Annotated in this window: 25 protein-coding genes, 1 tRNA gene and 2 pseudogenes; 11 read left to right on the top strand and 17 right to left on the bottom strand. The window is 60.0% G+C overall.

Annotation, left to right across the window (positions count from 1 at the left end; translation table 11 throughout):
* Nucleotides 1–120: 120 nt before the first annotated feature.
* On the bottom strand, nucleotides 121–420 hold the full coding sequence (locus AB4O25_RS07425; protein WP_460150712.1) for a hypothetical protein: 300 nt from the start codon (nucleotides 418–420) through the stop codon (nucleotides 121–123).
* Nucleotides 421–1,144: 724 nt separating this feature from the next.
* On the opposite strand from AB4O25_RS07425, the gene AB4O25_RS07430 reads away from it, so the two are divergent.
* On the top strand, nucleotides 1,145–1,390 hold the full coding sequence (locus tag AB4O25_RS07430) for a hypothetical protein (RefSeq protein WP_017527230.1): 246 nt from the start codon (nucleotides 1,145–1,147) through the stop codon (nucleotides 1,388–1,390).
* Between the two features lie 119 nt (nucleotides 1,391–1,509).
* Here the strand turns inward: AB4O25_RS07430 and AB4O25_RS07435 are convergent, their stop codons facing one another.
* From AB4O25_RS07435 to AB4O25_RS07445, 3 genes are all read right to left on the bottom strand, one after another.
* Complete coding sequence (locus tag AB4O25_RS07435) at nucleotides 1,510–2,526, bottom strand: hypothetical protein (protein ID WP_460150713.1); 1,017 nt, start codon at nucleotides 2,524–2,526, stop codon at nucleotides 1,510–1,512.
* Between the two features lie 725 nt (nucleotides 2,527–3,251).
* Nucleotides 3,252–3,884, bottom strand: a complete 633-nt coding sequence (locus AB4O25_RS07440) for an ABC transporter permease (protein WP_065877392.1) — start codon at nucleotides 3,882–3,884, stop codon at nucleotides 3,252–3,254.
* Nucleotides 3,885–4,043: 159 nt separating this feature from the next.
* Nucleotides 4,044–4,134, bottom strand: a tRNA-Ser gene (locus tag AB4O25_RS07445).
* A gap of 152 nt (nucleotides 4,135–4,286) precedes the next feature.
* On the opposite strand from AB4O25_RS07445, the gene AB4O25_RS07450 reads away from it, so the two are divergent.
* On the top strand, nucleotides 4,287–4,958 hold the full coding sequence (locus AB4O25_RS07450) for a Bax inhibitor-1/YccA family protein (RefSeq protein WP_460150714.1): 672 nt from the start codon (nucleotides 4,287–4,289) through the stop codon (nucleotides 4,956–4,958).
* Between the two features lie 67 nt (nucleotides 4,959–5,025).
* Here the strand turns inward: AB4O25_RS07450 and murB are convergent, their stop codons facing one another.
* The 8 genes and pseudogenes from murB to AB4O25_RS07490 form a co-directional block, all read right to left on the bottom strand.
* Nucleotides 5,026–6,045 (bottom strand): UDP-N-acetylmuramate dehydrogenase, encoded by a 1,020-nt coding sequence (gene murB / locus AB4O25_RS07455; protein ID WP_460150715.1) that lies wholly within the window; start codon nucleotides 6,043–6,045, stop codon nucleotides 5,026–5,028.
* Nucleotides 6,042–6,507, bottom strand: a pseudogene (locus tag AB4O25_RS07460) (low molecular weight protein-tyrosine-phosphatase). Before AB4O25_RS07460 ends, murB begins: the two are co-directional and overlap by 4 nt.
* Nucleotides 6,507–7,271, bottom strand: a complete 765-nt coding sequence (gene kdsB / locus AB4O25_RS07465) for a 3-deoxy-manno-octulosonate cytidylyltransferase (RefSeq protein ID WP_460150716.1) — start codon at nucleotides 7,269–7,271, stop codon at nucleotides 6,507–6,509. The pseudogene AB4O25_RS07460 and the gene kdsB overlap by 1 nt, the downstream one beginning before the upstream one ends.
* Nucleotides 7,268–7,453: a Trm112 family protein gene (locus tag AB4O25_RS07470; RefSeq protein WP_003174668.1), complete on the bottom strand. Its 186-nt coding sequence runs from the start codon at nucleotides 7,451–7,453 to the stop codon at nucleotides 7,268–7,270. Before AB4O25_RS07470 ends, kdsB begins: the two co-directional genes overlap by 4 nt.
* Before the next feature lie 24 nt (nucleotides 7,454–7,477).
* Nucleotides 7,478–8,488, bottom strand: coding sequence for a tetraacyldisaccharide 4'-kinase (gene lpxK / locus AB4O25_RS07475; protein ID WP_460150717.1), 1,011 nt, complete (start codon nucleotides 8,486–8,488; stop codon nucleotides 7,478–7,480).
* Nucleotides 8,488–8,916, bottom strand: coding sequence for an ExbD/TolR family protein (locus tag AB4O25_RS07480; protein ID WP_017527224.1), 429 nt, complete (start codon nucleotides 8,914–8,916; stop codon nucleotides 8,488–8,490). Before AB4O25_RS07480 ends, lpxK begins: the two co-directional genes overlap by 1 nt.
* Complete coding sequence (locus tag AB4O25_RS07485) at nucleotides 8,913–9,548, bottom strand: MotA/TolQ/ExbB proton channel family protein (protein ID WP_017527223.1); 636 nt, start codon at nucleotides 9,546–9,548, stop codon at nucleotides 8,913–8,915. The genes AB4O25_RS07480 and AB4O25_RS07485 overlap by 4 nt, the downstream gene beginning before the upstream one ends.
* Before the next feature lie 109 nt (nucleotides 9,549–9,657).
* Nucleotides 9,658–11,884, bottom strand: a pseudogene (locus AB4O25_RS07490) (DNA internalization-related competence protein ComEC/Rec2).
* A gap of 135 nt (nucleotides 11,885–12,019) precedes the next feature.
* Here AB4O25_RS07490 and AB4O25_RS07495 point away from each other — a divergent pair.
* Nucleotides 12,020–12,535 (top strand): DUF2062 domain-containing protein, encoded by a 516-nt coding sequence (locus tag AB4O25_RS07495; protein ID WP_017527221.1) that lies wholly within the window; start codon nucleotides 12,020–12,022, stop codon nucleotides 12,533–12,535.
* 3 nt (nucleotides 12,536–12,538) lie between these two features.
* Here the strand turns inward: AB4O25_RS07495 and AB4O25_RS07500 are convergent, their stop codons facing one another.
* Together AB4O25_RS07500 and AB4O25_RS07505 are read right to left on the bottom strand one after the other, a co-directional pair.
* Nucleotides 12,539–13,912, bottom strand: coding sequence for a histidine kinase sensor domain-containing protein (locus tag AB4O25_RS07500; protein WP_460150718.1), 1,374 nt, complete (start codon nucleotides 13,910–13,912; stop codon nucleotides 12,539–12,541).
* Nucleotides 13,896–14,624: a response regulator transcription factor gene (locus tag AB4O25_RS07505; protein WP_460150719.1), complete on the bottom strand. Its 729-nt coding sequence runs from the start codon at nucleotides 14,622–14,624 to the stop codon at nucleotides 13,896–13,898. The genes AB4O25_RS07500 and AB4O25_RS07505 overlap by 17 nt, the downstream gene beginning before the upstream one ends.
* A gap of 205 nt (nucleotides 14,625–14,829) precedes the next feature.
* On the opposite strand from AB4O25_RS07505, the gene AB4O25_RS07510 reads away from it, so the two are divergent.
* The 4 genes from AB4O25_RS07510 (at nucleotide 14,830) to AB4O25_RS07525 (ending at nucleotide 19,509) form a co-directional block, all read left to right on the top strand.
* Entirely contained in the window at nucleotides 14,830–17,583 is a 2,754-nt protein-coding gene (locus AB4O25_RS07510; RefSeq protein WP_017527218.1) for a response regulator, read from the top strand.
* Nucleotides 17,584–17,606: 23 nt separating this feature from the next.
* Entirely contained in the window at nucleotides 17,607–18,596 is a 990-nt protein-coding gene (locus AB4O25_RS07515) for a 2-hydroxyacid dehydrogenase (RefSeq protein ID WP_065877405.1), read from the top strand.
* Between the two features lie 71 nt (nucleotides 18,597–18,667).
* Nucleotides 18,668–19,108 carry a hypothetical protein gene (locus tag AB4O25_RS07520; protein ID WP_065877407.1) on the top strand — a complete coding sequence of 147 codons (441 nt, stop codon included), beginning with the start codon at nucleotides 18,668–18,670 and terminating at the stop codon, nucleotides 19,106–19,108.
* Nucleotides 19,105–19,509: an META domain-containing protein gene (locus AB4O25_RS07525; protein WP_017527215.1), complete on the top strand. Its 405-nt coding sequence runs from the start codon at nucleotides 19,105–19,107 to the stop codon at nucleotides 19,507–19,509. Before AB4O25_RS07520 ends, AB4O25_RS07525 begins: the two co-directional genes overlap by 4 nt.
* Nucleotides 19,510–19,583: 74 nt before the next feature.
* Here AB4O25_RS07525 and AB4O25_RS07530 read toward each other — a convergent pair whose 3' ends face one another.
* The gene (locus tag AB4O25_RS07530) at nucleotides 19,584–20,045 is read right to left on the bottom strand and encodes a TlpA family protein disulfide reductase (protein ID WP_017527214.1); all 462 of its coding nucleotides are present in this window, start codon (nucleotides 20,043–20,045) and stop codon (nucleotides 19,584–19,586) included.
* A 115-nt stretch (nucleotides 20,046–20,160) separates the two neighbouring features.
* Here AB4O25_RS07530 and arsC point away from each other — a divergent pair, with 115 nt between their 5' ends.
* Genes arsC through AB4O25_RS07545 form a run of 3 tightly spaced genes read left to right on the top strand, consistent with a single transcriptional unit; the run spans nucleotide 20,161 to nucleotide 21,531 of the window.
* Nucleotides 20,161–20,514, top strand: a complete 354-nt coding sequence (gene arsC / locus AB4O25_RS07535) for an arsenate reductase (glutaredoxin) (RefSeq protein ID WP_017527213.1) — start codon at nucleotides 20,161–20,163, stop codon at nucleotides 20,512–20,514.
* 53 nt (nucleotides 20,515–20,567) lie between these two features.
* Complete coding sequence (gene wrbA, locus AB4O25_RS07540; RefSeq protein WP_460063957.1) at nucleotides 20,568–21,125, top strand: NAD(P)H:quinone oxidoreductase; 558 nt, start codon at nucleotides 20,568–20,570, stop codon at nucleotides 21,123–21,125.
* Nucleotides 21,109–21,531, top strand: a complete 423-nt coding sequence (locus AB4O25_RS07545; protein ID WP_017527211.1) for a DUF2069 domain-containing protein — start codon at nucleotides 21,109–21,111, stop codon at nucleotides 21,529–21,531. The genes wrbA and AB4O25_RS07545 overlap by 17 nt, the downstream gene beginning before the upstream one ends.
* Here the strand turns inward: AB4O25_RS07545 and AB4O25_RS07550 are convergent.
* Both AB4O25_RS07550 and ttcA read right to left on the bottom strand, forming a co-directional pair.
* Entirely contained in the window at nucleotides 21,525–22,196 is a 672-nt protein-coding gene (locus AB4O25_RS07550) for a DNA-3-methyladenine glycosylase I (protein ID WP_017527210.1), read from the bottom strand. The two genes, AB4O25_RS07545 and AB4O25_RS07550, sit on opposite strands and share 7 nt — an antisense overlap.
* A 68-nt stretch (nucleotides 22,197–22,264) precedes the next feature.
* Nucleotides 22,265–23,089 (bottom strand): tRNA 2-thiocytidine(32) synthetase TtcA, encoded by an 825-nt coding sequence (gene ttcA, locus AB4O25_RS07555; protein WP_017527209.1) that lies wholly within the window; start codon nucleotides 23,087–23,089, stop codon nucleotides 22,265–22,267.
* A gap of 360 nt (nucleotides 23,090–23,449) precedes the next feature.
* Between ttcA and AB4O25_RS07560 the strand changes: the two genes are divergently transcribed.
* Nucleotides 23,450–24,052 (top strand): Yip1 family protein, encoded by a 603-nt coding sequence (locus AB4O25_RS07560; protein ID WP_017527208.1) that lies wholly within the window; start codon nucleotides 23,450–23,452, stop codon nucleotides 24,050–24,052.
* Nucleotides 24,053–24,154 lie beyond the last annotated feature (102 nt).

Below are 24,154 nucleotides of genomic sequence, written 5' to 3' on the forward strand. Positions count from 1 at the left end.
ATCCAATTCGAGCACAAATGTTTGTCCAGGTGATTTGCCTGCTTTCGGTGGCTCAGCTTTTTTGCTGATCCGGAGGGGAAACTGCCTTTGAAAGGGCTGCGGGCGTGGCGGGGCCCGTCTTCATTTGTCCAGGTTCAGCAGTTCCTGCATACGTTCGCCTATCATTCCTCGCAACCATGCGGCATGAAACTCGATGTCTGCCAGAGAAGTCCCGTCACCCATTTGATATCCCAACACCTTGCCCTTGGGGCCCTTATACGTCACGTAAAAATGGCCATCGTGGTCAAACAGGGCGACCGCGTAGGGGCGGATGGAAAGAATGTGGTCGAAAGGCACACGCACTTCCATGGGTTTGCGGCCACGACGCGTGACCGTGAGGGTGAGCAGTTGCTGGTTTTCGTCGAACGTGAACGCCTGCACTTTGAGGCTCAGACGTCACCCACGCAAACATCGCGGCAATGAACACTGCAGCACCCAGCATGAGCAGCATGAACGACGACTCGCTGAGCTTCGATCCAGCGCTGGGAGGCTCACCGTGTATATCGCCCATCCCCACAAGCAACATCGCCAACCCATAGCCCGGTAAAAGCAAAAGCAGCCCAAGGAAGAATCCAAAAACTGCGTAGCCATTGCCGCCAATGATCGGGATACTCGGGCCGTAATGCCAAACAGGTGGGTGGGTAGCAACGGTTTCGGTGCTTGGCGCGGCTAAAGGCGTTGCGACAAGACGAGGTGGGCGTTGACGATCCATCTGACGGGCTCCGGGGTTTGCAGCGCAGACAGTACCACTGATGGATCGCGGGTATCGGCAGCCGTTGATGATTTACGATTGAGGGGCGGCCTTGGCGACTGCGGCTCTTTCACATTCTTTTCACAGCCGGGCGCTTATGGTCATTTCCAGCTCCTAGTGAACATCCCTTTAAGCCCGCTCCCCCCATCGCGGGCTTTTCTTTGTCCGCGATTTTCTATGGCATCAGGCCAATACCTATTCCCAGCTGTGTCAGGCTCAAGGCGCACCGTTTGCACTGACAGCATTGAGCCGGGACGATGATATCTAAGCGTTGAGCGGCAAAGTGATGGCCAATTGGCACTTTTTCAACCGCCGCCTGTCAATCGCACATCACGGCCGAAGTAGTACGTCATCATGCACAGCTGGAAGAAAATCTCGCTGACCGAAGATCTGCAGCGGAGCCTGCCGGGGCATCAGGTCGATTGCATCCTGATCAACGGCTGGAACGCTACCGTCTTCGTCCGACAGCTCGAACATGACTCAATGTTTTGCACGACGGGAATCAACCTGGCCCAACTGACAGACAATTCAAGCATTCAGAAGCTTGCTGACGAATTGGTTTTCGAGATTGATATGTCCAAGGGAGGGAGAGTTGGGTAGCGTTCCCTTTGCCTGAGTTGCGCGCGTGTTTTGGACACGAGAAACGCAAAAGCCCCGCTTTCGTTGGGCTTTCGTTTGAATCTTGGCGGGGAGCCAGGGAACGCTATTAACAGTCCCACTTAGCGGATAGTGATGTCCCTACCGAAGTATTGCTCGGCGTCATACTTTCCGATCACTTGCTCCAAGGTCTCGTGGTTATTGTCCATTACCAATTTGTGTGAGATTGCGCTGAGCGCAATTAAGATATCCTTACATTCAATACGTGCTTGCATGACTGAACTTGAGGCGGTTGTGAGAACTTGAGAAAGCAATTCATGATTCTTTTCAATCAGGCACACAATAAAATTGTATGTTACCTTATAGCACAAATCCATATCTTCGATTTCTTTCGGCCTAACAACCTTTTCTAAAAAATCCTTTTCTTTACCCGCAGGGACAAATTCTTGAACCCAATAAAAATAGGATTCATCGAAGATAATGGATTTGATGGCGTTTAATATTTTTTCATTGGTAGCTATTTTATTAAATATAACGGCTGCGAACTCATCAGACACGTCAATCAATTCATCGCCGTATTCATTATTAAGCAAGGTGATCATTGCGTGAAGCTCTTTGAGCAGGGATACATTGCCAGAGCCCATTTCATTATATGCTTCGCCAACCTCATCAATATTACGTTTGAATACGCCAATATATTTATCACCCTCTTTAATAGCATCAAGGAGAGGAATCAAGCTGTAGCGTCTAACCTGTATCAGCTCATAAAACTGGCCCAGCTCTTCACGAATATCTTGCAAGCGCTCCACCGACGCTGCTAAAAAATTACTGTCATCTCTTATCGCTTTATTCAAGCGAGTGAAGTCCAATACATCATTAGACCAGAGCACGCGCAGGTCGATACTTTTTTCAAAGGCTTGTGTCTTGCTAACCAGTATCGAATACTTATCTTCTATTTCAAAAAGCACATCTTGAACTTTTTGAAGACCTGTTGATCTTGCGTGCTGATTGATTCCACGAATCTTTTCAGCTTCGGCTTGTTTCTTTTGACGAACAGTCCAAGTAATTGCCGCACCTACAATTGTCAAGCTTGTCGCCATATCAAAGCCAAGCTGGATATTACTGAACCATGTGCTCATTTCATTCCCTTAAATATCATTTTTCTAGCCGTACACGTCGTAACAACTGATTTAAAATCAATTTTCACGCCGTAGAAACAGTGTTGACATGCTTTTTTGGATCGTACCCTGGCTCCGCCTGGGCACACCTCCGGTAAGTCGCTACGTCATGTATCACGTAGATCAACCGCAATCAACTGCGCGCCCCCCCTTGAATCGGCCTACTACTCACCAGAAACCCTACGAGAGTGAATCGACAGAAGCCCGCCTGATGCCGTGATCAGTCCTGACCAAGCTTAAAGAAGACGCAAAAAACAGATTCAATCGCTCCGCCTTTTTGTAGATGCCGGATGGCTGCTTCCCTCCGTCGAGTACTTCGAGAATGGGTCCGCTCATTGCGAAGTTGTCCAATGTAAGCCTGGCCGGTTCTGTGCCGACAGTCAGAAAGTGGATCTACTGTTTCAGCAGCATCAGCCAAGCGCAGATTTCAGCGATCTAACAGGCGATAGAGCGCTTGAGCATGGGATGTCGCGAACCCGAGTCGTGGCTCGATACGACGTTCCTTGATGGCACATGCGAGCTGCAGGTGCGTCCAACCCCTTAGAGGCTCCAGTCGCGTCTCCCCCACCAAAGCGTACTGTTCCAAAGTCGAGGCCTTTCCCATAAGAGGCGTTACGGTCGAATATTGCGCTGATCCCTAGCACCACTTTATGTGCCGCATAGCCTGTATCAGACGGCGTAGTAGTTCATTTGTCCATATTCAGTAGTTCCTGCATCCGCACGCCAATGATTCCTCGCAACCAAGCGGCATGAAACTCCATGTCTTCCAGAGAAGTTCCCTCAGCCAATCGATATACGAACTCCTTGTCCCTCGGCCCCTGACACACAACGCTAAAATAGCCATCACGGTCATAACTGGCTAACACGTAAGGACAAATACAAATAATGTCGTCAAATGGCACCTGCACTTCGGTTGGTTTACGGCCGCGACGGGTGACAGTGAGGGTAAGCAGTTGTTGGTTTTCATCGAATGTGAAGGCCAGCACTCTAGCCGCAGAGAAAACCCACGCGAAGACCAGCCCCATGAGCACAACACAACCAATCAGCCCCAGAATGAGCGTCGACATTGTGAGACCCGACTCATCGCTGCTCGGTTCGCCTTGCATCGCTTCGAACCCGAGAAGGAGCAAAATCATCAGTACTAAGCCCGGCAACAACCCAAGCACCACAAAGCAGAAACCCAGAATGGCCGCACCCGTGCTGCCAAAGGTCAGTAAGTCCGGGCCGCGATGCCAAATAGGGGGATGGGCGGCGGGGCTGCCATTGCTTGATGCGACTAGAGACGCTGCGGCGCGGTGAGGTGAACGTTGACGATTCATCTAGCAGGCTCCAGGGGGGCTGCGTAGACAGTACCACTACCGCCAGACATTCGGACCAAGAGGCATTGGGCCTTCTCATATATTTAGGAGTAACCGTCGTGCTCCACCCAAACCCCAGATACACAAAAGCCCCGCATTGCGGGGCTTTCGTTTGAATCTTGGCGGGAAACCAGGGATTCGAACCCTGGGAACGCTATTAACGTTCGCCGGTTTTCAAGACCGGTGCATTCAACCACTCTGCCAATTTCCCTTGTGCATTGCAGGATTATTGTAGGCCATCCTGTCTCAGCGGGCGCCATAATACCCGAATGAAACACACTGTCAAACTCTCGCCATAGCTTGTTACAGAGCGTCTGTTATGATCTTTGCGACTGAACGTTTCAAAACCGAAGGAGTGTCGCCATGCGCGAACAGAATTACGCAGTGAATGGTAACGCGCAGGCTGACCAGCTTGAAGTCAGCCGCGTATTGCGCAACACCTATGGCCTGCTCGCCCTTACCCTCGCTTTCAGCGGAGTAATGGCGTTCGTGGCGCAGCAGATGCGCGTCGGCTACCCGAACATCTTTGTGGTGCTGATCGGCTTCTATGGTCTGTTCTTCCTGACCAACAAGCTGCGTGACTCGGCCTGGGGCCTGGTATCGGCGTTTGCCTTGACCGGTTTCATGGGCTTTATCCTCGGCCCTATCCTCAACCGTTACCTCGGCATGGCCGGCGGCGCGCAAGTGGTGAGTTCGGCATTTGCCATGACGGCCCTGGTGTTTGGTGGTTTGTCGGCCTATGTGCTGATCACCCGTAAGGACATGAGCTTCCTGGGCGGTTTCATCACCGCGGGCTTCTTCGTATTGCTGGCGGCGGTGGTTGCAGGCATGTTCTTCCAGATCAGCGGCCTGCAACTGGCGATCAGCGCGGGTTTTGTGCTGTTCTCCTCCGTGTGCATCCTGTTCCAGACCAGCGCCATCATCCACGGCGGTGAGCGCAACTACATCATGGCGACCATCAGCCTGTATGTGTCGATCTACAACCTGTTTATCAGCCTGTTGCAGATCTTCGGCATCATGAGCCGCGACGACTGATTGCCAGCCACATAAAAATGCCCCGTATCGAAAGATGCGGGGCATTTTTTTATCAAAGAGCAGGACGTCAGTACTGGTTGGGTTCCATTTCCAGCTCGACCTCAAAACGCTCAGAGATGTCACGCTGGATGCACCGGGCCAGGTTGGCAATGTCTTGCCCCGTGGCGCCGCCATAATTGACCAGTACCAGCGCCTGTAATTTGTGTACGCCCGCATCGCCGTCACGAAAGCCCTTCCAACCGGCCTTGTCGATCAGCCAGCCTGCGGCAAGCTTCATTTGCCCGTCAGCCTGAGGGTAGGCCACCAGATCCGGATACCGCGCCCGCAGCTTTTCGGCCAGGGCCTCGGGTACCAACGGGTTCTTGAAGAAGCTGCCGGCATTGCCCAGCACGGCCGGGTCCGGCAGTTTTTCGCTGCGGATGCTGCAAATCGCGCGGCTGACATCGCTCGGCGTCGCCTCGGTAATCCCCTGCCCGGCCAGGCGTTGTTGCACCGGGCCGTAGTCTAGCTTGAGGTGGCTGGCGCGGCTCAGGGCAAAGCGCACGCGCAGGATCAGCCAACGCCCGGTCTCGTGTTTGAACAGGCTGTCACGGTAGGCAAAGTCACACTCTTGCAGGGTGAACTCCCGCAGCTCGCCGGTTTGGCGATCCAGCGCAGTGAGGCCCGCGAATACGTCCTTGATCTCCACACCGTAGGCGCCGATGTTCTGCATCGGGGCTGCGCCGACGGTGCCGGGAATCAGGCTGAGGTTTTCCAGACCGCAGAAGCCCTGCGCCAGCGTCCACAGCACGAACGGGTGCCATGCCTCGCCCGCTTCGGCCTCGACCACCACATGCACGCCATCATCGTGCAGCACGCGAATGCCCTGAGTGGCCATGCGCAAAACCAGCGCTGAAATATCCTGAGTCAGCAGCAGGTTGCTACCACCGCCAATCACCAGCAGCGGCAGCGCCTGCGCGGCGGCGCAGGCCAGGGCTTCGCGCACATCCGCGTCGCTATGGGCCTCGGCGAACAGCCGGGCGCGCACGTCGATACCGAAGCTGTTGAATGGCTTGAGCGATACCTGCGCACGTACTTGCAAGGTCATAACCGCCCCTTCAATTCGATCACCAATAAATCACAGGCTCGCTCGATCAGGTCCAAGACCCGCTCGAAACCTTGCTCGCCTTCGTAATAAGGGTCTGGCACCTCGTCCACTTCCGAGTCGTAGCGGCGCAGGAACAAATCCAGCTCAGCCTTGCCTTGCCCCGGTTGCAGCGCCTTGAGGTTGCGCAGGTTGCTGTTGTCCATGGCCAGGATCAGGTCATAGCGCGCAAAATCGGCGCGGGAGACCTGCTGCGCACGTTGGGCCGACAAATCGTAACCGCGCTCCAGCGCCGCACGCTGGCTGCGCTGGTCCGGCGGGTTGCCGATATGCCATTCGCCGGTACCGGCGGATGCAACCTCGATCCGGCCGGCCAGCCCCGCTTCGCGTAACTTGTGCCGCAGCACACCTTCAGCAGTGGGCGAGCGGCAGATAGTTGCCCAGACAGACAAACAGAACCTCCATCAAGCCCCCAGCAGGCGACGAACGCGATCAAGGTCTTCCTGGGTGTCGACACCCGCCGGCGGCGCTTCCAGGGCATCGCCCACGTGGATGCGCACGCCATGCCACAAGGCACGCAGTTGCTCTAGGGATTCGGTGTTTTCCAGCCAGCATGGGCCCCAACTGACGAAGTCATGCAGGAAACCGGCGCGGTAGGCGTAGATGCCGATATGGCGGCGATAAGGCACGCCTGCCGGTAGCACATCACATTTTTTGGCGAAGGCGTCACGCGCCCAAGGCAAGGTCGCGCGACTGAAGGTGAGCGCTAGGCCGTTGATATCGCTGACCACTTTGACCACGTTCGGGTTGAACAGCGTTTCAATGTCTTCAATCGGCTCCGCCAGGGTCGCCATGCGCGCTTCACCATGGGCCGCCAGGTTGGCGGCCACCTGGTCGATCACGCTTGGCGGAATCAGCGGCTCGTCACCTTGCACATTGACCACAATGGCGTCAGGCGCCAGGCCAAGCTGAGTGGCGACTTCGGCCAGGCGGTCGGTGCCGGAGTTATGGTCTTCGCGGGTCAGTACCGCCTCGGCACCAAAACCTTTGCAGGCTTCGATAATACGCGGGTCATCGGTGGCCACCACCACGCGCTCTGCGCTGCTTTTGCAGGCCTGTTCCCACACCAGTTGGATCATCGGCTTGCTGCCGATCAGTTGCAGCGGCTTGCCCGGCAGGCGGGTCGATGCGTAGCGTGAGGGAATGACAACAGTAAAGGCAGTGGTCATTTATCCAGACGCTCGTCGGTGGTCAGGGTGCGTGCTTCGCTTTCAAGCATCACCGGGATACCGTCACGGATCGGGTACGCCAGGCCGGCGCCTTTGCTGATCAGCTCGGTTTTGTCGGCGCTGAGCTTGAGCGGGCCTTTGCAGATCGGGCAAGCGAGGATGTCGAGCAGTTTGGTGTCCATGAGTGTTTCCTGGAAAGAAGCGTTTTAAGGCAAGAGTCGGTCAGGCAGCAGGCGCATCAGTTGCGTGTCGAACCAGGCGACGAACGCCGGCGACGGCAACGCATCCACCGCAAGGTACCACCAGTCGGGCCGGGCAAAGGCGCGGCACTTGACCGCGTCTTTTTCGGTCATGACCAGCGGCAGCGACGGCGTAAAATTCAGGACCTCGGCGCTGTACGGCGCATGGTCGGCAAACGCATGGGGGATGGGTTGCCAGTGTAGCGTTTCAAGGGTGTTGAAGAAACGTTGCGGGTTGCCGATGCCGGCGACTGCATGCACCCGCTGGCCCGGCGCGAAGTACTCGACGCTGCGGCGTTCGCCGGTCTGCAGGTTGATCAGCGCGCTGGGCTGCAGGCGAAAGGCAAAACCATCGTCGCGATCTGAGCCGGCGCCGTTATAAAGCAGCGCATCCACACTCTGCAAACGCTCCACCGGCTCGCGCAATGGCCCGGCCGGCAGGCAATGGCGGTTGCCCAGGCCACGGGCGGCATCGATCAGCACCAACTCCAGGTCGCGAGCCAGACGGTAGTGCTGTAGGCCGTCATCAGAGAGGATCAGGTCGAGAGGTTCGCTGGCCAGCAGTGCCTTGACCGCGCGACTGCGGTCGGGGTCGATCATCAAGGGCACGCCGCAACGCTGTACGATCAGCAAAGGTTCATCCCCCGCCACGTCGGCGCTGTGGCTGGCCTCGACGCGCCACGGCAAGCGCGGCGGCTTGGCACCATACCCACGGCTCACCACGCCCACGCGTACGCCGCTGCGCCGGCAGTGTTCGATCAACCACAGGATCAACGGCGTCTTGCCGGTGCCCCCCACGGTAATGTTACCGACCACCACCACCGGCACCGGCGACTGATAAATATCGCCCTCGCCCGCCACGAACCGCGCGCGCTTGCGCGCCACAATACGGCGATACAGTGACTCCAGCGGCCGCAACAGGGTGAGCGCCGGATGCCCCTCGTACCAGGCCTTGAGCAAACGATCGGACATGGCCATCAGGGTTGGCTCGCCGCCTCGACGGTGCTCATGCGCAGGTGGCTGAAACCCAGCTTGCCGGCGGCATCCATCGCGGTGATCACGGCCTGATGCTGGGTCTTGCCATCGGCACTGATGGACAACGGCATCTTGGTATCGCCCCCGGACTCTTTTTCCAAGGCGACCATCAGGCTGGCGAGGTCGTTTTTCTCCAGCACCTGGTTATTCACCGAGAACACGCCGTCGGCGCTGATGGCGATGTCAATCTGCTTGACCTCCTGGTCTTCGGCCGGCGAACCGCTCACCGCTTCCGGCAAGTCGACACGCAGCTCGGTCTGCCGGGTGAAGGTGGTGGTGACGACAAAAAACAGCAGCAGGATAAACACCACGTCGATCAGCGACGCGAGGTTGATATCAACGTTTTCCCGTTGCTTGCGGCGAAATTTCACGCTGTGCCCCCGACGAGGTCCACGTCACGGTCGCCCTGAACCACTTCCACCAACTTGATGGCTTCCTGCTCCATGCCGACCACCAGTTCATCGATGCGCCGTTGCAGGAAACGATGGAAAAACACCGAAGGAATACCGACCATCAGGCCCGCCGCCGTGGTGATCAGCGCCTTGGAAATACCACCGGCCAGCACAGCGGCGTTGGTACTCATGCCCGAACCCATGAACGAGCTGAAAATATCGATCATGCCCAGTACCGTACCCAGCAAACCGAGCAGCGGGGCCATGGCGGCGATGGTGCCGAGGGCGTTGATGTAGCGCTCCAGCTCATGGATAACCCGGGCGGCGGCCTCTTCGATGCATTCCTTCATGATCTCGCGGCCATGCTTGGAGTTGGCCAGGCCCGCTGCGAGGATTTCACCCAGCGGCGAGTCGGCGCGCAGGGCCTTGAGTTTTTCCTTGTCCAACTGCTTGTTCTTGATCCAGCCCCAGACCTGCCCCAGCAGATGCTCGGGGGTGACGCGGCTGGCGCGCAGAGTCCACAGGCGTTCGGCAACGATGCCGAGTGCGGCGACGGAGCTCAAGATGATCGGCAACATCATCCAGCCGCCGGATTTGACCAATTCCCACACAGTGAATGTCCCCTCGAAAAAGTGCGCCACTTTACCATATAGGTTTGGCAGCGGGGTCTGTCGGCCATGGCGCCGCCTGTCGCAGGCTCCAGCGCCGGTTAACGCTGGATCAGGGTAACGCTTCACGCCAGAAACGGCGTTGACCGCGCGCAACAACCGGGGGTGCGAAGGCCCCCAATTGCAGGCGCACGGCCCCCTGTTCGGCGCTGTCGTATACCCGACTGCCCAAGGCCTTATAGCGCTGCATGACCTGCTGGTGAGGATGACCGAACGCGTTGCCACGCCCCCGGGAAATCAACACCGACCCAGGCGCCAGCCGCTGAAGAAAAGGCCACGACGATGAACTGCGGCTGCCATGGTGAGGGCTTGCAGCCAATCGGTGCGCAGCGCCAAGGGAGAGTCGAGAAACGCCCGCTCAGCGGCACGATCGATATCCCCCGTCAGCAGTAACCGCTCACCATTGGCCTGCACCTGCAACACGCAGGATTTGGGGTTTCCGGCAGTGGCATCAGGCCATTGCCAAAGTTCGAAGATCACGCCGTCCCAGGTCCACTGCTCGCCGCTGCTACAGGGTTGGGTGTCGAGCAATGCCGGTAGCCCCCCGGTTTCGCCGCCCACGACACGCTTGACCGGCAGTGCGCGGGCCACGGCCGCCGCGCCACCGGCGTGGTCGGCATCGGCATGACTGAGCAGCATCATGTCCAACGCACCTACACCAAGCTTTTTCAATGCCGGCACCACCACGCGCGCGCCCAGGTCCATCGCCCCCGAGCGCGGGCCCGCATCGTAGAGCAAGGTGTGATGGCGCGTGCGCAGGATCAACGCCTGCCCCTGCCCCACATCCAACTGCAACACGTCCACCCGTCCATGGGGTACCTGCTCGCGCGGGGGAAATACCGCCAACAGCAGCATCGGCCAACCCAACACCCGAAACGGTACGCCCTTGGGCAGCAGCAACAGCACCGCGCCCGCCAGGCTCACCCACCAACAAACCAGGGGCACCCTCAGCCGGTACCCACGCAGGCACGTGCCCCGCAAGCCATGCCAAACCTCTGAACAACCCATCCAGCGCCCCACCCGCCAGCCACAGCAGCCACTCTCCTGCAAGGGGCACTCCTAACAGCACGCTCCCCAGCAACGCCAGAGGCAACACCACCAAGCTGATCCACGGCACAGCCACCAAATTGGCCAGCGGCGCACTGACGCTGATCGGCAACCCCAACACCAGCAGCGCCGGAAACAAACCGATGGCAATCAACCATTGCGGTCGCGTCCAGGCCTGCCAGACACTCCAGCAGCCCCAGGCGGCCCCCGAATGCCAGCACCAGCACAGCGACGGCCGCAAAGGACAACCAGAACCCGGCTTGCAGGCTGGCCAATGGTTCAAGGATCAGCACCGCGACCAGCGCCAGCAACAGCGGCCACCAGAACCCCAGATGACGAAAGCGCAAACGCCACAACAACACCAACCCCACCATGACGCAGGCCCGCTGCACCGGCACGCCGAACCCCGCCAACACGCCATAGCCCAGTGCCGCCGCAAATGCCAGGCCGCACGCCCACGGCAGCCATGGCCAGGCGCGGGGCCAGCAACCGTAGCGCGCAAGCAGCGCGACCAGCCCGTAGATCAACCCTGCCAGCAAGCCGATGTGTTGGCCGGAAATCACCAGCAAATGCACCGTGCCGGTATCCTGCAACACCTGCCAGTCCTTGGCCTCCAGCCCGGAACCATCTCCCAGCACCAACGCCGCCAGACCGGCTTCGCGCCCCTGGGCATCCACCGCCAGCAGGCGTTGGCGCACCGTGTCGCGCCAGGCATGGCGCGCCGGCGTCAGGCGTTCGCCGTCCTTGACCGACCCGGTGGCACCGATGCGTTGGGCCAGCAGCCAGGCTTCATGATCAAACCCGTGAAAATTAAGCAGCCCCGACGGTCGCCTGAGTGTCACCGCCAGGCGCCAGCGCTCCCCGCTGCGCACCGCTGGCCCGCCGTGCCAGGACACCCGGATACGCGAAGGTAGCCGCGCATTGCGCGACCGGCTGTCGGCCAAGTCGAAACGCACTCCCGTAGCGGTCTGCTGCGGCAAGCCGATCACACGCCCTTCGAGCCAACGCGTCTGACCATCGAGCGCAGGCTGCAGGCGATCATTCAATGCCCACTGCGCGCTGATGCACGCCCAGCTCAGCCCCAGCAGGAAAAACGCCAGTGCAAAGGTGCGAAAAGGCAGCAACATCAACGCCAACACCAACATGGCTATAAGCCACCCCACTGACGGCAGCGCCGGCAGGAAACGTAAGGCAAGTAGCCCCAGCGCCAACGTAAACATCCCTGTTTTCATGGATCATCCTTTTCAAGTGACCCATTCAGTCATAGCGGGGGGTTCAGCGCGCCCAATGATGTTTTGTCACAAAGTCTGAATTTTCTGTTTATAGAATGCGCGCATACTTGCCCCTCGAACTGACCTGGACCCCTTATGCCCCGGCGCTTATTCAAACGGTACATGCCCGACCCCACCAGTATCAGGGAACACAAGTCATTACAGTTTCTGGGTACGTTGCTGCATGACCCTAACCTCTGGCACCTGAACCGGCACTCAGTGGCGCGCGCCATGGCAGTGGGGCTGTTCGCGGCGTTTATCCCGATTCCGTTGCAGATGTTACTGGCGGCAATATTGGCGATTACGGTACGTGGCAATATGCCCATCGCGATCAGCCTGGTCTGGCTGACCAACCCGATCACCATGCCGGTAGTGTTTATCTGCACCTATATGACCGGCGCCTGGCTGATGAATGTACCGCCGCGCAGCCTGCCCGATGACCTGACCTGGGAATGGATCAGCGGCCAGTTGAGTACGTTGTGGCAGCCCTTCCTCCTCGGCTCCGTGGTATTGGGGCTGGTGCTGGGCGCACTGGCCTACTGCCTGACCATGGGTTACTGGCGCTGGTGGGTCGCGCACCAGTGGAAGAAACGCAAGCAGCGTCGCGGTTGACGCCTAGCGTGCCGGTAACCGCAGGTGCACCCGCAGGCCTTGGCCGGTATTTTCCGCCCATAGGCTGCCGTCCTGACGCTGCACCGCGTTGCGTGCAATGCTCAGCCCCAACCCAAACCCTCCGTCGCCGGGCCGCGAGCCATCCAAGCGAGTAAACGGCGCAAAGATCCGCTCAAGATCCCGCTCATCGATCCCTGCACCCTGGTCTTCCAGCCACAGGTGCCAATACGCGCCATCGCGCCGTCCATCCAGGCACACAACGCCGCCGTCCGGGGAATGGCGGATAGCGTTGCGCAGGATATTTTCCAGGGCCTGGGCCAGGGCATTCAGGTTGCCCCGCACCCAACAGTCAGTGGCCAATAGGCACGGCAGGCGTGACGCAGGCCAATCACTTTCGTAACACGCGTTCTCGCGCAGCATGTCCCACAGGGCCTGTAGTTGAATATCCTCCTTGGGCAGCGGTGCCCGCTCGGCATCCAGCCAAGCCAGTTGCAGGCTGTCTTCCACCAGGCGTTGCATGGCGTCTATCTCCCGCCCCAGCCGGTCGCGCAGTTGCGTCAGGTCCTGCTCACTGTCACACGCCACGCGCAGGCGGCTCAATGGCGTGCGCAGTTCATGGGACATGTCGCGCAGCAACTGCTGCTGCAAAACCATCGTCCCCTGCAAGCGCTCGGACATATGGTCAAAGGCCCGACCAAGCTCACCCAATTCATCCTGGCGACTGGTCGCGTCATGGGACAGCCGCGTGTTCAACTGATCGGCACGCCAGGCATTGGCCTGCTCGCGCAACTGATTGAGGGGCATGATCAGCAACCGATACAAGCCAATGCACAGCAGCAAGGTAAACAGGCCGGGAATCACGCCGTTGGTTACGACGCGCCAGAACACTTGGTAACGCCCCGGCATAAAGCGCTGCGGCAATTCGATCACAAGCGAGCCGACACCTGGGTCGACCGCAAATGGGATCTTCAACCACGGCAAGCCCTTTATGTGACGACTCACCGGCCAATCCAGGCCGCGCAGGAATGTCAGGCGCTGGCTTTCGGTGTCGCTCAGTGGATAGCTGCTCAACGACTGCAAGTCATTGCCGATCACGCCCACCCAGGTGCTTTCACGCTGGCGCATCGCCTGCAACCACGCGTCAACGCCGGCGTTGCCGTCACGGTTCCAGGCCTGTTCGGCGCCGGCGGCATAACCACTCAAGGTGACCCTCGCCTCGTCGGACAGGTACGCGTTCTGCTGCTCCATGTACCGGCCCCAGGACCAACTGAGCCAAATCATCAGCAAACAGAAGGCGATCAACAGGCAGGCCAGCTTCCAGAATAACGAGTGCTTGCCCGGCAGCCGTTTGAGCGAAGCCTTAAAGCCCGTCGTCATGACCGCTCAACACATAGCCCTTGCCCCACACCGTGCGCACTTCGCGCTCGCTATAGCCGATGGCCTTGAGCTTGCGACGGATCTGGCTGACATGCATGTCGAGGCTGCGGTCATGGGGTGCATAACCACGTTGCAGCACCTGTTGATAAAGAAAAGCCTTGCTGAGGACTTCTTCGGCATTGCGATGCAGGGTTTCCAGCAGACGATATTCGCTGCGGGTCAGGCCGGCCCAGCGCTCCTGATAAAACACATCCCACTGTTCATCGTCCAAACGCAGGCTGTGCGCATCCTCACGTAGCGGTGCCAGGGTCGGCGCGGGGCGGCGATCCAGGGCCACCCGACGCAGGATGGCCTCGATGCGCACGCGCAGCTCGACCATGCTGAAGGGTTTGGGCAGGTAATCATCGGCCCCCAGGCGAAAACCGCTGATGCGGTCGGCCTCGGCGCCCAGGGCCGACATAAGGATCACCGGGATCGAATGACTGCGGCGCAAATGGGTGAGGACCGACAAGCCATCCAGCCCCGGCAGCAGGATATCCATCAACACCACGTCGAAAGCCTGCGCGCGTGCCATCTCCAGGCCTTGTTGGCCGTTTTGGCACCACGTCACCTGAAAGCCGCAGCGCCCAAGGTGCTCGTGCACATACGCGCCCAGCACAGGGTCATCTTCAATGGTCAGGATACGGGGTAGGCCAACGGCTGCGGGATTCATTAGCGTCTGCAAGTCATTCTCAATCGCTGATTATTCAAGATTACCCCGCCGCAGGCAATCGCTGCCGGGCACCGAGTGGCCCGAAGATTGCGCTCTGTCATTAATTTGCAAGATTCCACCCCGTGCAAATGGCTACACTGCGCAGGTGGCGCGGGCCGGATGCCGGCGCGGAAGATTGATATCAGTGTGGTAGCAGGAGAGTGGCGTGCTTAGAAGAATGGGGATAAAAGGCCGCGTACTGTTGCTGACCTTATTACCGACCAGCTTGATGGCCTTGCTGTTGGGCGGGTATTTCACCTGGATGCAGCTCTCGGAGTTGCAGACCCAACTGCTGCAACGTGGCGAAATGATCGCCGAGCAATTGGCGCCCCTGGTGGCGCCTGCCTTGAGCAGCAAAAACACCGACCTGCTGGAGCGCATCGCCACCCAATCGCTGGAACAACCGGACGTACGCGCCGTGTCCTTCCTTGCGCCAGACCGCGCGCCCCTCGCCCACGCCGGCCCGACCATGCTCAACCAGCCGCCGGTCGGCAACAGTTCGCATCTGTTGCAGCGCACCGGCAACGACGCCACTCGCTATCTCATGCCGGTATTTGGCCGCCACCGCAACCTGGCGGGCGACTGGATTCCCGATGAGGCCGACCGCCTGCTGGGCTGGGTCGAGGTGGAGCTGTCCCATAACGGCATGTTGCTGCGCGGCTATCGCAGCCTGTTCGCCAGCCTGTTGCTGATTGCCATCGGCCTGATTTTTACCGCGGCCCTGGCGTTGCGTATCAGCCGCACCATCAACTCGCCGCTTGGCTTGATCAAACAAGCCGTGGCTCAACTCAAGGACGGCAACCTGGAAACCCGCTTGCCCGCCTTGGGCAGCCAGGAGCTGGATCAACTCGCTTCGGGCATCAACCGCATGGCCGAAACCCTGCAAAACGCCCGGGAAGAACTGCAACACAGCGTCGACCAGGCCACCGAAGACGTGCGCCAGAACCTGGAAACCATCGAAATCCAGAACATCGAGCTGGACCTGGCACGCAAGGAGGCCCTGGAGGCCAGCCGTATCAAATCGGAGTTCCTGGCCAATATGAGCCACGAAATCCGCACACCGCTCAACGGCATCCTGGGCTTTACCCACTTGCTGCAAAAAAGCGAACTCACACCGCGCCAACTCGACTACCTGGGCACCATCGAAAAATCCGCCGATAACCTGCTAGGCATCATCAACGAGATCCTCGACTTCTCGAAGATCGAGGCCGGCAAGCTGGTGCTCGACAGCATCCCGTTCAACCTGCGCGATTTGTTGCAAGACACCCTGACCATCCTCGCCCCCGCCGCGCACGCCAAGCAGTTGGAACTGGTGAGCCTGGTCTACCGCGACACGCCGCTGGCCTTGGTGGGCGACCCGCTGCGGCTCAAGCAGATCCTCACCAACCTGATCAGCAATGCGATCAAGTTCACCCGCGAGGGCACTATCGTGGCCCGCGCGATGATCGAGGACCAACAGGAAGACAGCGTACAACTGCGCATCAGCGTGCAGGACACGGGCATCGGCCTGTCCAGCCAGGACGTGCGCGCGCTGTTCCAGGCATTCAGCCAGGCCGACAACTCGCTGTCGCGCCAGCCGGGCGGCACCGGGCTGGGCCTGGTGATTTCCAAGCGTTTGATCGAACAGATGGGCGGTGAAATCGGCGTCGACAGTACGCCGGGCGAAGGCTCGGAGTTCTGGATCAGCCTGAGCCTGCCCAAGACCCGCGATGATGTCGAAGACCTGCCTTGCGCGCCGCTGCTGGGCCATCGCGTGGCCGTGCTGGAAAACCATGAGCTGGCACGCCAGGCCTTACAGCATCAGTTGGAAGACTGCGGCCTTGAAGTCACGCCGTTCAATACCCTGGAAAGCCTGACCAACGGCATCACCAGCGCCCATCAGACCGAGCAGGCCATTGACCTGGCAGTGCTCGGCGTGACCGCCAACGACATTCCGCCCGAGCGCCTCAACCAACATCTGTGGGACTTGGAGCACCTGGGCTGCAAAGTGCTGATCCTGTGCCCGACCACCGAACAGATGCTGTTCAACCAATCGGTGCCCAACCCCAATAGCCAGTTGCAGGCCAAGCCGGCGTGCACCCGCAAGCTGCGCCGGGCGCTGGCCGACCTGATCAGCCCGCGCCCGTCGCGCAACGAACCGGGCGAGCCGCTGGCCAGCCGTGCGCCGCGCGTGCTGTGTGTGGACGACAACCCGGCGAACTTGCTGCTGGTGCAAACATTGCTTGAAGACATGGGCGCGAAGGTGCGCGCGGTAGAAAGCGGCTATGCAGCGGTCGACGCGGTAAAACAGGACACCTACGACCTGGTGTTGATGGACGTGCAAATGCCCGGCATGGACGGACGCCAAAGCACCGAGGCGATTCGCCAGTGGGAAAGCGAACGCCACGGCACGCCATTACCGGTAGTCGCCTTGACGGCCCACGCCATGGCCAATGAAAAACGGGCCTTGCTGCAAAGCGGCATGGACGATTACCTGACCAAACCCATCAGCGAACGGCAACTGGCGCAGGTGGTGCTGAAATGGACGGGCCTGGCCCTGCGTAATCAAGGGCCGGAGCGCGCCACGGAAGGCCTCGGCCCGGGCGTGCAACTGCCGGTGCTGGACCATGAAGAAGGGTTGCGCCTGGCCGCCGGCAAGGCTGACCTGGCGGCGGATATGCTCGCCATGTTGCTGGCCTCGCTGGAAGCCGATCGCGAGGCCATCAACGTCGCCCGCGACGCCAGTGACAACCTTGCCCTGATCGAACGCGTCCACCGCCTGCATGGCGCCACCCGCTACTGTGGCGTGCCGCAACTGCGCGCCGCCTGCCAACGTGCCGAAACCCTGCTCAAACAGGACGATGCCAAGGCCATGAGCGCGCTGGACGAATTGGAAATGGCCATCGCCCGGCTGGCCAGTGAAGCGCGGATCAGCGCCTGAACTTATCAATAAGGACGCCTTTGATGCGCGTGATTCTTTTCAGCAGCCAAACCTACGACCGCGACAGTTTTCTCGGCGAACCCTTGCCGGCGGGCCTGGAACTGCAATTCCAGCCGGCCCGGCTCAACCTCGACACCGTGGCCCTGGCCGAACACCACGAAGTGGTCTGCGCCTTTATCAACGACGACCTCAGCGCCCCGGTGCTGGAGCACCTGGCCCGGGGCGGCACCGGGCTCATCGCGCTGCGCTCGGCGGGCTATAACCATGTCGATCTGGCCGCCGCCAAACGCCTGGGCCTGACCATCGTGCGCGTACCGGCCTACTCGCCCCACGCCGTGGCCGAACACGCGGTGGCGCTGATCCTCGCCCTCAACCGCCGCCTGCACCGCGCCTACAACCGCACCCGCGACGGCGACTTCAGCCTGCACGGCCTGACCGGTTTCGACCTGGTGGGCAAGACCGTCGGCGTGGTCGGCACCGGCCAGATCGGCGCGACCTTCGCCAAGATCATGGCCGGGTTCGGCTGCACATTGCTGGCCTACGACCCCTTCCCCAACCCACAGGTCCAAGCCCTGGGCGCGCGCTATGTCAGCCTGCCCGAGCTGATGACCGAGGCCCAAATCATCAGCCTGCATTGCCCTCTGACCGCCGACAGCAAACACCTGATCAACGCAGGTTCGCTGGCGCAGATGCAGCCCGGCGCCATGCTGATCAACACCGGCCGCGGTGGGCTGGTGGACACCCCGGCGCTGGTCGACGCGCTCAAGGACGGCCAACTCGGCTACCTGGGGCTGGATGTCTACGAAGAAGAAGCCCAGTTGTTTTTCGAGGATCGCTCCGACCTGCCCTTGCAAGATGACGTGCTCGCGCGCCTGCTCACCTTCCCCAACGTGATCATCACCGCGCACCAGGCGTTCCTTACCCGCGAAGCGCTGGCGGCGATTGCCGGCACCACGCTGAGCAACATTGCCGCATGGGCCGGCGGCAAGGTACAAAACCGCGTGGAGGGATGATCAGCGGTCACATACCAGGCTCATGATAGGCCGGCACCCGTGATAGGATGCCGCGCCTATTTGGAGGATCCATGGCCGAACACGATTTCCGCTTCAGCTTGCTGAGCCCGCAACACACCCTGATCGAATGCCGCGCCCTGGTGCCGGGCCGTTACCAAGTCACCGGCAACGGTGGTTCGATCAAGCATGGCGACGTACTGATCGTCACCCTGCGCGGCAGTAAAACCCTGTCGATGCGCCTGACCGTCGAAGGCGATGCGCGCTACTCCATCCGCCCGGCCGGCCAATGGGTCGCCATGGCTCAGGGGCCCAAATTCGGCGAATTGGAAATTCACACCTGGAAGGTCAACTGCGACAGCTGCGACAGCGTGCTGGAGTTTGAATTCGCGGTGGAAACCAAGCTGACCAAAGAGCCGCTGCAACCCGCCGCCAACGCGCGTATCAAAGAACTGGGCTGGACCAGCGAAGGCGACAAGCACCGCTGCCCGAAATGCCAGCAGGCTGCGCAATGAAACGCTTGCTGCTGCTCGCCGCCATCGGGGCGGCCCTGAATGGCTGCGCCGGTGACGGGGTAAAACTCAAGCAAGATCACAGCTACGTGGTGGAGTGGATCGGTGAGCGGCCATTGATGGATTACGCGCACCTGACCGTGACCCTCGGCGCCGATGGTCGCGCCTATGGCAATGGCGGTTGCAACCACTGGTTTGCACCGTACACCCTGGACGGCAACACGCTCACCTTCGGCACGCTGGGCAGCACCCGCAAGCTGTGCGGCGAAGCCTTGATGGAGCAGGAAAACCGCTTCTTCCAGGCCCTGCGAGGCGTGCAGCGCTGGGACATCTCGCCGATCGAACAGACACGGTTCTGGCCGGCCGAGGGCAAGCCGATTCGCTTGTGGCTTGAAGAAGGCTGATCCTGACTCCGACTGGATCGAGATCCAAATGTGGGAGGGGCTTGCTCCTCCCACGTTTGATTTGAGGTGTTGCTTTAACCGCGCAAGGCCTTGAGCTTGGCCAGTACGCCCTGCGCCGTCTGCTCACCCATCAGCTGCTCACGCACCTTGCCTTTGTCATCGATGATGTAGGTGACCGGCAGTGCTTCGCTGCGCGGAATATCAAAGATCCCTTCCGGGTTCTGCGCCAGTACGGTGAACTTGATGCCCAGTTTGTCGCTGGCCGCCTTCAGCTCTTCCCCCTGCACATTGTCGAAGTTGACCCCGAACACCCCCACGTTCTGCGCCTTGAGTTGTTCGGCCAGGGCGTTGAGTTCAGGGATTTCCGTGCGGCACGGGCCACACCACTCCGCCCAGTAGTTGACCACCAGCCATTGCTTGTCCAAACGTTGGGCCGCGACTTTCTGACCGTACTGGTCAACACCGTAGTCATTCCCGCAGCCGCTGAGCAGCAGGGTTGTAATGATCGCCAATGCACCGATCAGTCGACTTGTCATGGGGTAATCCTTCGCAAAAATGAACGTTGGCTGCGAGCTATCGCCTCTTACGGTTTAAGGACGGGGCGCCGCGCGGGTAGAATACTCGCCACCTTACGCAAGATGCGACCCGCACATGACCGATCTGACGCTTTATCACAACCCGCGCTGCTCGAAATCCCGCGGTGCGCTCGAACTGCTCGAAGCGCGCGGCCTCACTCCCACCGTCGTGCGCTACCTGGAAACCCCACTGAACGCCGCGCAAATCAAGGCCCTGCTCGCCAAGCTCGGGCTCAACGCGCGCCAATTGCTGCGCACTGGCGAAGACGAATACAAAAGCCTCAACCTGGCCGACGCCAGCCTCAGCGAAGCGCAACTGATCGCCGCTATCGCCGCGCACCCCAAGTTGATGGAACGCCCGATCCTGGAAACCGCCGACAAGGCCGTCATTGGCCGCCCACCGGAAAACCTGCTGGAGATTCTGCCGTGACCACTGCGTACGTGCTGGTGTTGTATTACAGCCGCAACGGCTCGGTCAGTGAAATGGCCCGGCAAATTGCCCGGGGCATCGAGCAAGGCGGGATGGAAGCGCGCTTGCGTACCGTGCCGGCGATCTCCACCGAGTGTGAAGCCGTGGCGCCGAGCATTCCGGACGAAGGCGCGTTGTATGCGAGCCTCGACGACCTCAAGCACTGCTCGGGCCTGGCCCTGGGCAGCCCGACACGTTTCGGCAACATGGCCGCGCCGCTCAAGTACTTCCTCGACGGCACCAGCAACCTGTGGCTCACCGGCGCGCTGGTCGGCAAGCCGGCCGGGGTGTTTACGTCCACCGCCAGCCTGCACGGCGGCCAGGAAACCACACTGATGTCGATGCTGTTGCCGTTGTTGCATCACGGCATGCTGATTACCGGCCTGCCCTACAGCGAACAAGCCTTGCTCGACACCCAAGGCGGCGGCACGCCGTATGGCGCCAGCCACCATTCCGGGCCAGACGGCAAGCGCCTGCTCGATCAACATGAAATCGCGCTGTGCCGGGCCTTGGGCCTGCGCCTGGCCACCACCGCCACGCTGCTGGAGAACGGCCGTGGCCAGAAAACCTAAGGTTCTGCCGCCCCAGGCGTGGCTGGAGCCGCGTGTCAAGGTTGCTCGGGCGCTGAGCCTGCTGGCGTTCTTCGCCCTGGTGGGGTTGTTGTGCGTGTATTACCTGTTTGTGGCCGACCTGCATGGCGCACGGCCGTGGGTGATCCTGCTGATCGAACTGGTGCCACTGCTGGTGCTGGCGCCGGGGATCTTGGTCGGCAGCGCACGAGGGCATTCGTGGATGTGCTTTGTGGTGAACCTGTATTTCATCAAGGGCGCGCTGGCGGCCTATGACCCGAACCGGCAGGGGTTCGGGGTGCTGGAGATGCTGGCGAGTCTGGCGGTGTTTTGTACGGCGCTGCTGTACGTACGCTGGCGGCATCAGTTGAACCGGCGGCTGGCGGCAGCCTCACCTGAGCCTCAGTGATTCACCGTATACGCCAGCATCATCGACAACTGGCACATCGGCCGCCCACTCTCGGCGTGCCACTGGTTGAACGCGCCCTGCACCGTTGCCAAATCGCGCAGGCTGGTGGGGGCCTTGTCGACGATTTTCTGTGCGTTCAGGGCCGCCACTACGTCATAGCTCGGCACGAACGTGTCCTTGCCGACCATGCGCAGGAAACGCGGCGCCGACAGCCCGCCCAGTTGATGGCCGTGTTTGCTCAGGTACTTCCACAACCCGACGATGTCGGTCACCGGCCAGTCGGCGATAAACGCACCGAAGCTGCCCTTCTCCTGCTCAATGTCGAGGATCATCTGCGCGTTGCGCGGTACGCTCTTGAGCTTGCCCAGGTGCCGGATGATCCGCGTGTCCTGCATCAGGCGCTCAAGGTGCTCGGCCCCCATCAGCACGACTTTTTCCGGGTCGAAACCGAAAAACACCTGCTCGAACGCCGGCCATTTGGCGTCCACCACGCTGTGCTTCAAGCCCGCACGGAATACCCGCAAAGCCAGGGTAGACAGATAGCGGTCATCACTGATCCTGCGCAATTGCGCAGGGGTCTTGGGTACAGGCAGATGGGCGTCCAACTCGGCCGCTGAACCAAAGCGGTTCAGACAATATTCGTGCAGCCACTTGTAATCGCGCATGCCCTCTCCTGGGGATAGAAAATGAAAACGGCGCCTGTGAGCGCCGTCTTTCAGAGCGTTGAAAAACGTTAGAGGTTCACAACATTGACGAAACGCGACGCCGCGGTCTCATCAATTTTCAGGCTGGTGAAGTCGAACAGGTTGCGGTCGGCCAACTGCGACGGGATCACGTTCTGCAGGCTGCGAAAGATACTGTCGGTACGGCCTGGCGTCTTGCTTTCCCAATCCAGCAGCATCTCCTTGACCACCTGGCGCTGCAGGTTTTCCTGGGAGCCACACAGGTTGCACGGGATGATGGGGAACTGCTTGAGGTCGGAGTAGGCCTGGATGTCCTTCTCGTTGCAATACGCCAGTGGGCGAATCACCACATTGCGTCCGTCATCGGCACGCAGCTTGGGCGGCATGGCCTTGAGCGAGCCGTTGAAGAACATATTCAGGAAGAAGGTCTCGACGATATCGTCACGGTGATGACCCAGGGCCATCTTGGTCGCGCCGATTTCGTCGGCAAACGTATAGAGCGTGCCACGGCGCAGGCGCGAGCACAGCGAGCAGGTGGTCTTGCCTTCCGGAATAAGCTCCTTGACCACCGAATACGTGTCTTTTTCGACGATGTGGTACTCGATGCCCAGCGCTTTCAGATAGGCCGGCAGCACATGCTCGGGAAAGCCCGGTTGTTTCTGGTCCATGTTGACGGCGACGATCTCGAACTTGATCGGCGCGACCTTTTGCAGGTGCAACAGCACGTCGAGCATGGTGTAGCTGTCTTTGCCGCCAGAGAGGCAAACCATGACCTTGTCGCCATCCTCGATCATATTAAAATCGGCGACCGCTTCACCGGCCAGGCGGCGCAGGCGTTTTTGCAGTTTGTTCTGGTTGACCGTAAGAGTGCCCATGGCGCTTGGATCCGCTAAAGGTGTGTGACGAAAAGCGCAGCATTTTACCTTCATGAACGACCGAGTTCCATGGTGGGCGGGGTTTGCTCCCGACGCGTTATATCGGGCGCCTGTTTATTAACCGACCCACTGCCATCGGGAGCAAGCTACCTCCCCCATTAAAATGCATGCCTGCCACAGACCTCGGCGCGATTACGCCCGGTATTTACAGCGCGATTTGCTCTAAAGGCCCTACAGTCATTCCGGTCATACCTTCCTATACTGCGACATGAGGTCGCACACATATCCAGACCTTTCAGGCCATTTGGCCCGTGGGCGCTCCGATGGGGGGCGATGGTAATAACGACAGGAGTGACTGGCATGATCCATCACGTCGTGGGGCTGTTTACCCATCCCGACCAGGAATGGCGGGAAATCCGTGGCGATAAAGAAGAAAGCATCGGCCACATGTACTTCACTCACACCCTGATTCTCGCGGCGATCCCCGCGATTTCAGCGTTTATCGGCACCACCCAGGTCGGCTGGGTCATCGGCAACCGCGCGCCGGTGATGCTGACCCAGGAAAGCGCGTTATGGATGACCATCATGTCGTACGCGGCCATGCTCGGCGGCGTGGCGGTGATGGGCGCCTTCATTCATTGGATGGCGCGCACCTATGATGCCAGCCCCAGCATGGCGCGCTGCGTGGCCTTTGCCACCTACACCGCCACGCCACTGTTTATCGGCGGGCTGGCCGCGCTGTACCCGCATATGTGGCTGGGCATGGTCGTGGGCACGGCGGCGATCTGCTACACGGTGTACCTGCTGTATGTAGGGTTGCCGACCTTCATGAACATCGATCCGGACGAAGGCTTTCTGTTTTCCAGCTCGGTGCTGGCTGTAGGCCTTGTGGTGCTGGTAGCGATCATGGCGTTCACCGTGATCGTCTGGGGCCTGGGCGTAGGCCCGATTTATACCAACTGACCCGACAACCCCCAAGGCAAAGCCACCGCAAGGTGGCTTTGTGCGTGATGCACGACCATTCGGCGCCTGACAGATTCGGAAACACACGGTTGTGCGGCATAC

It is taken from the genome of Pseudomonas sp. S3_A03, assembly GCF_054668275.1.

Bases quoted from the DNA above. Each gene is read 5' to 3' on its own strand.
- AB4O25_RS07500 (WP_460150718.1), bottom strand. From the start codon at position 13,912: ATGACGACGGGCTTTAAGGCTTCGCTCAAACGGCTGCCGGGCAAGCAC.
- AB4O25_RS07440 (WP_065877392.1), bottom strand. From the start codon at position 3,884: ATGAATCGTCAACGTTCACCTCACCGCGCCGCAGCGTCTCTAGTCGCA.
- AB4O25_RS07525 (WP_017527215.1), top strand. From the start codon at position 19,105: ATGAAACGCTTGCTGCTGCTCGCCGCCATCGGGGCGGCCCTGAATGGC.
- AB4O25_RS07550 (WP_017527210.1), bottom strand. From the start codon at position 22,196: ATGCGCGATTACAAGTGGCTGCACGAATATTGTCTGAACCGCTTTGGT.
- AB4O25_RS07470 (WP_003174668.1), bottom strand. From the start codon at position 7,453: ATGGACACCAAACTGCTCGACATCCTCGCTTGCCCGATCTGCAAAGGC.
- AB4O25_RS07495 (WP_017527221.1), top strand. From the start codon at position 12,020: ATGCCCCGGCGCTTATTCAAACGGTACATGCCCGACCCCACCAGTATC.
- ttcA (WP_017527209.1), bottom strand. From the start codon at position 23,089: ATGGGCACTCTTACGGTCAACCAGAACAAACTGCAAAAACGCCTGCGC.
- murB (WP_460150715.1), bottom strand. From the start codon at position 6,045: ATGACCTTGCAAGTACGTGCGCAGGTATCGCTCAAGCCATTCAACAGC.
- AB4O25_RS07530 (WP_017527214.1), bottom strand. From the start codon at position 20,045: ATGACAAGTCGACTGATCGGTGCATTGGCGATCATTACAACCCTGCTG.
- AB4O25_RS07520 (WP_065877407.1), top strand. From the start codon at position 18,668: ATGGCCGAACACGATTTCCGCTTCAGCTTGCTGAGCCCGCAACACACC.
- lpxK (WP_460150717.1), bottom strand. From the start codon at position 8,488: ATGGCCATGTCCGATCGTTTGCTCAAGGCCTGGTACGAGGGGCATCCG.
- AB4O25_RS07430 (WP_017527230.1), top strand. From the start codon at position 1,145: ATGCACAGCTGGAAGAAAATCTCGCTGACCGAAGATCTGCAGCGGAGC.
- AB4O25_RS07505 (WP_460150719.1), bottom strand. From the start codon at position 14,624: ATGAATCCCGCAGCCGTTGGCCTACCCCGTATCCTGACCATTGAAGAT.
- AB4O25_RS07515 (WP_065877405.1), top strand. From the start codon at position 17,607: ATGCGCGTGATTCTTTTCAGCAGCCAAACCTACGACCGCGACAGTTTT.
- kdsB (WP_460150716.1), bottom strand. From the start codon at position 7,271: ATGACCACTGCCTTTACTGTTGTCATTCCCTCACGCTACGCATCGACC.
- AB4O25_RS07560 (WP_017527208.1), top strand. From the start codon at position 23,450: ATGATCCATCACGTCGTGGGGCTGTTTACCCATCCCGACCAGGAATGG.
- wrbA (WP_460063957.1), top strand. From the start codon at position 20,568: ATGGCCCGGCAAATTGCCCGGGGCATCGAGCAAGGCGGGATGGAAGCG.
- AB4O25_RS07435 (WP_460150713.1), bottom strand. From the start codon at position 2,526: ATGAGCACATGGTTCAGTAATATCCAGCTTGGCTTTGATATGGCGACA.
- AB4O25_RS07450 (WP_460150714.1), top strand. From the start codon at position 4,287: ATGCGCGAACAGAATTACGCAGTGAATGGTAACGCGCAGGCTGACCAG.
- arsC (WP_017527213.1), top strand. From the start codon at position 20,161: ATGACCGATCTGACGCTTTATCACAACCCGCGCTGCTCGAAATCCCGC.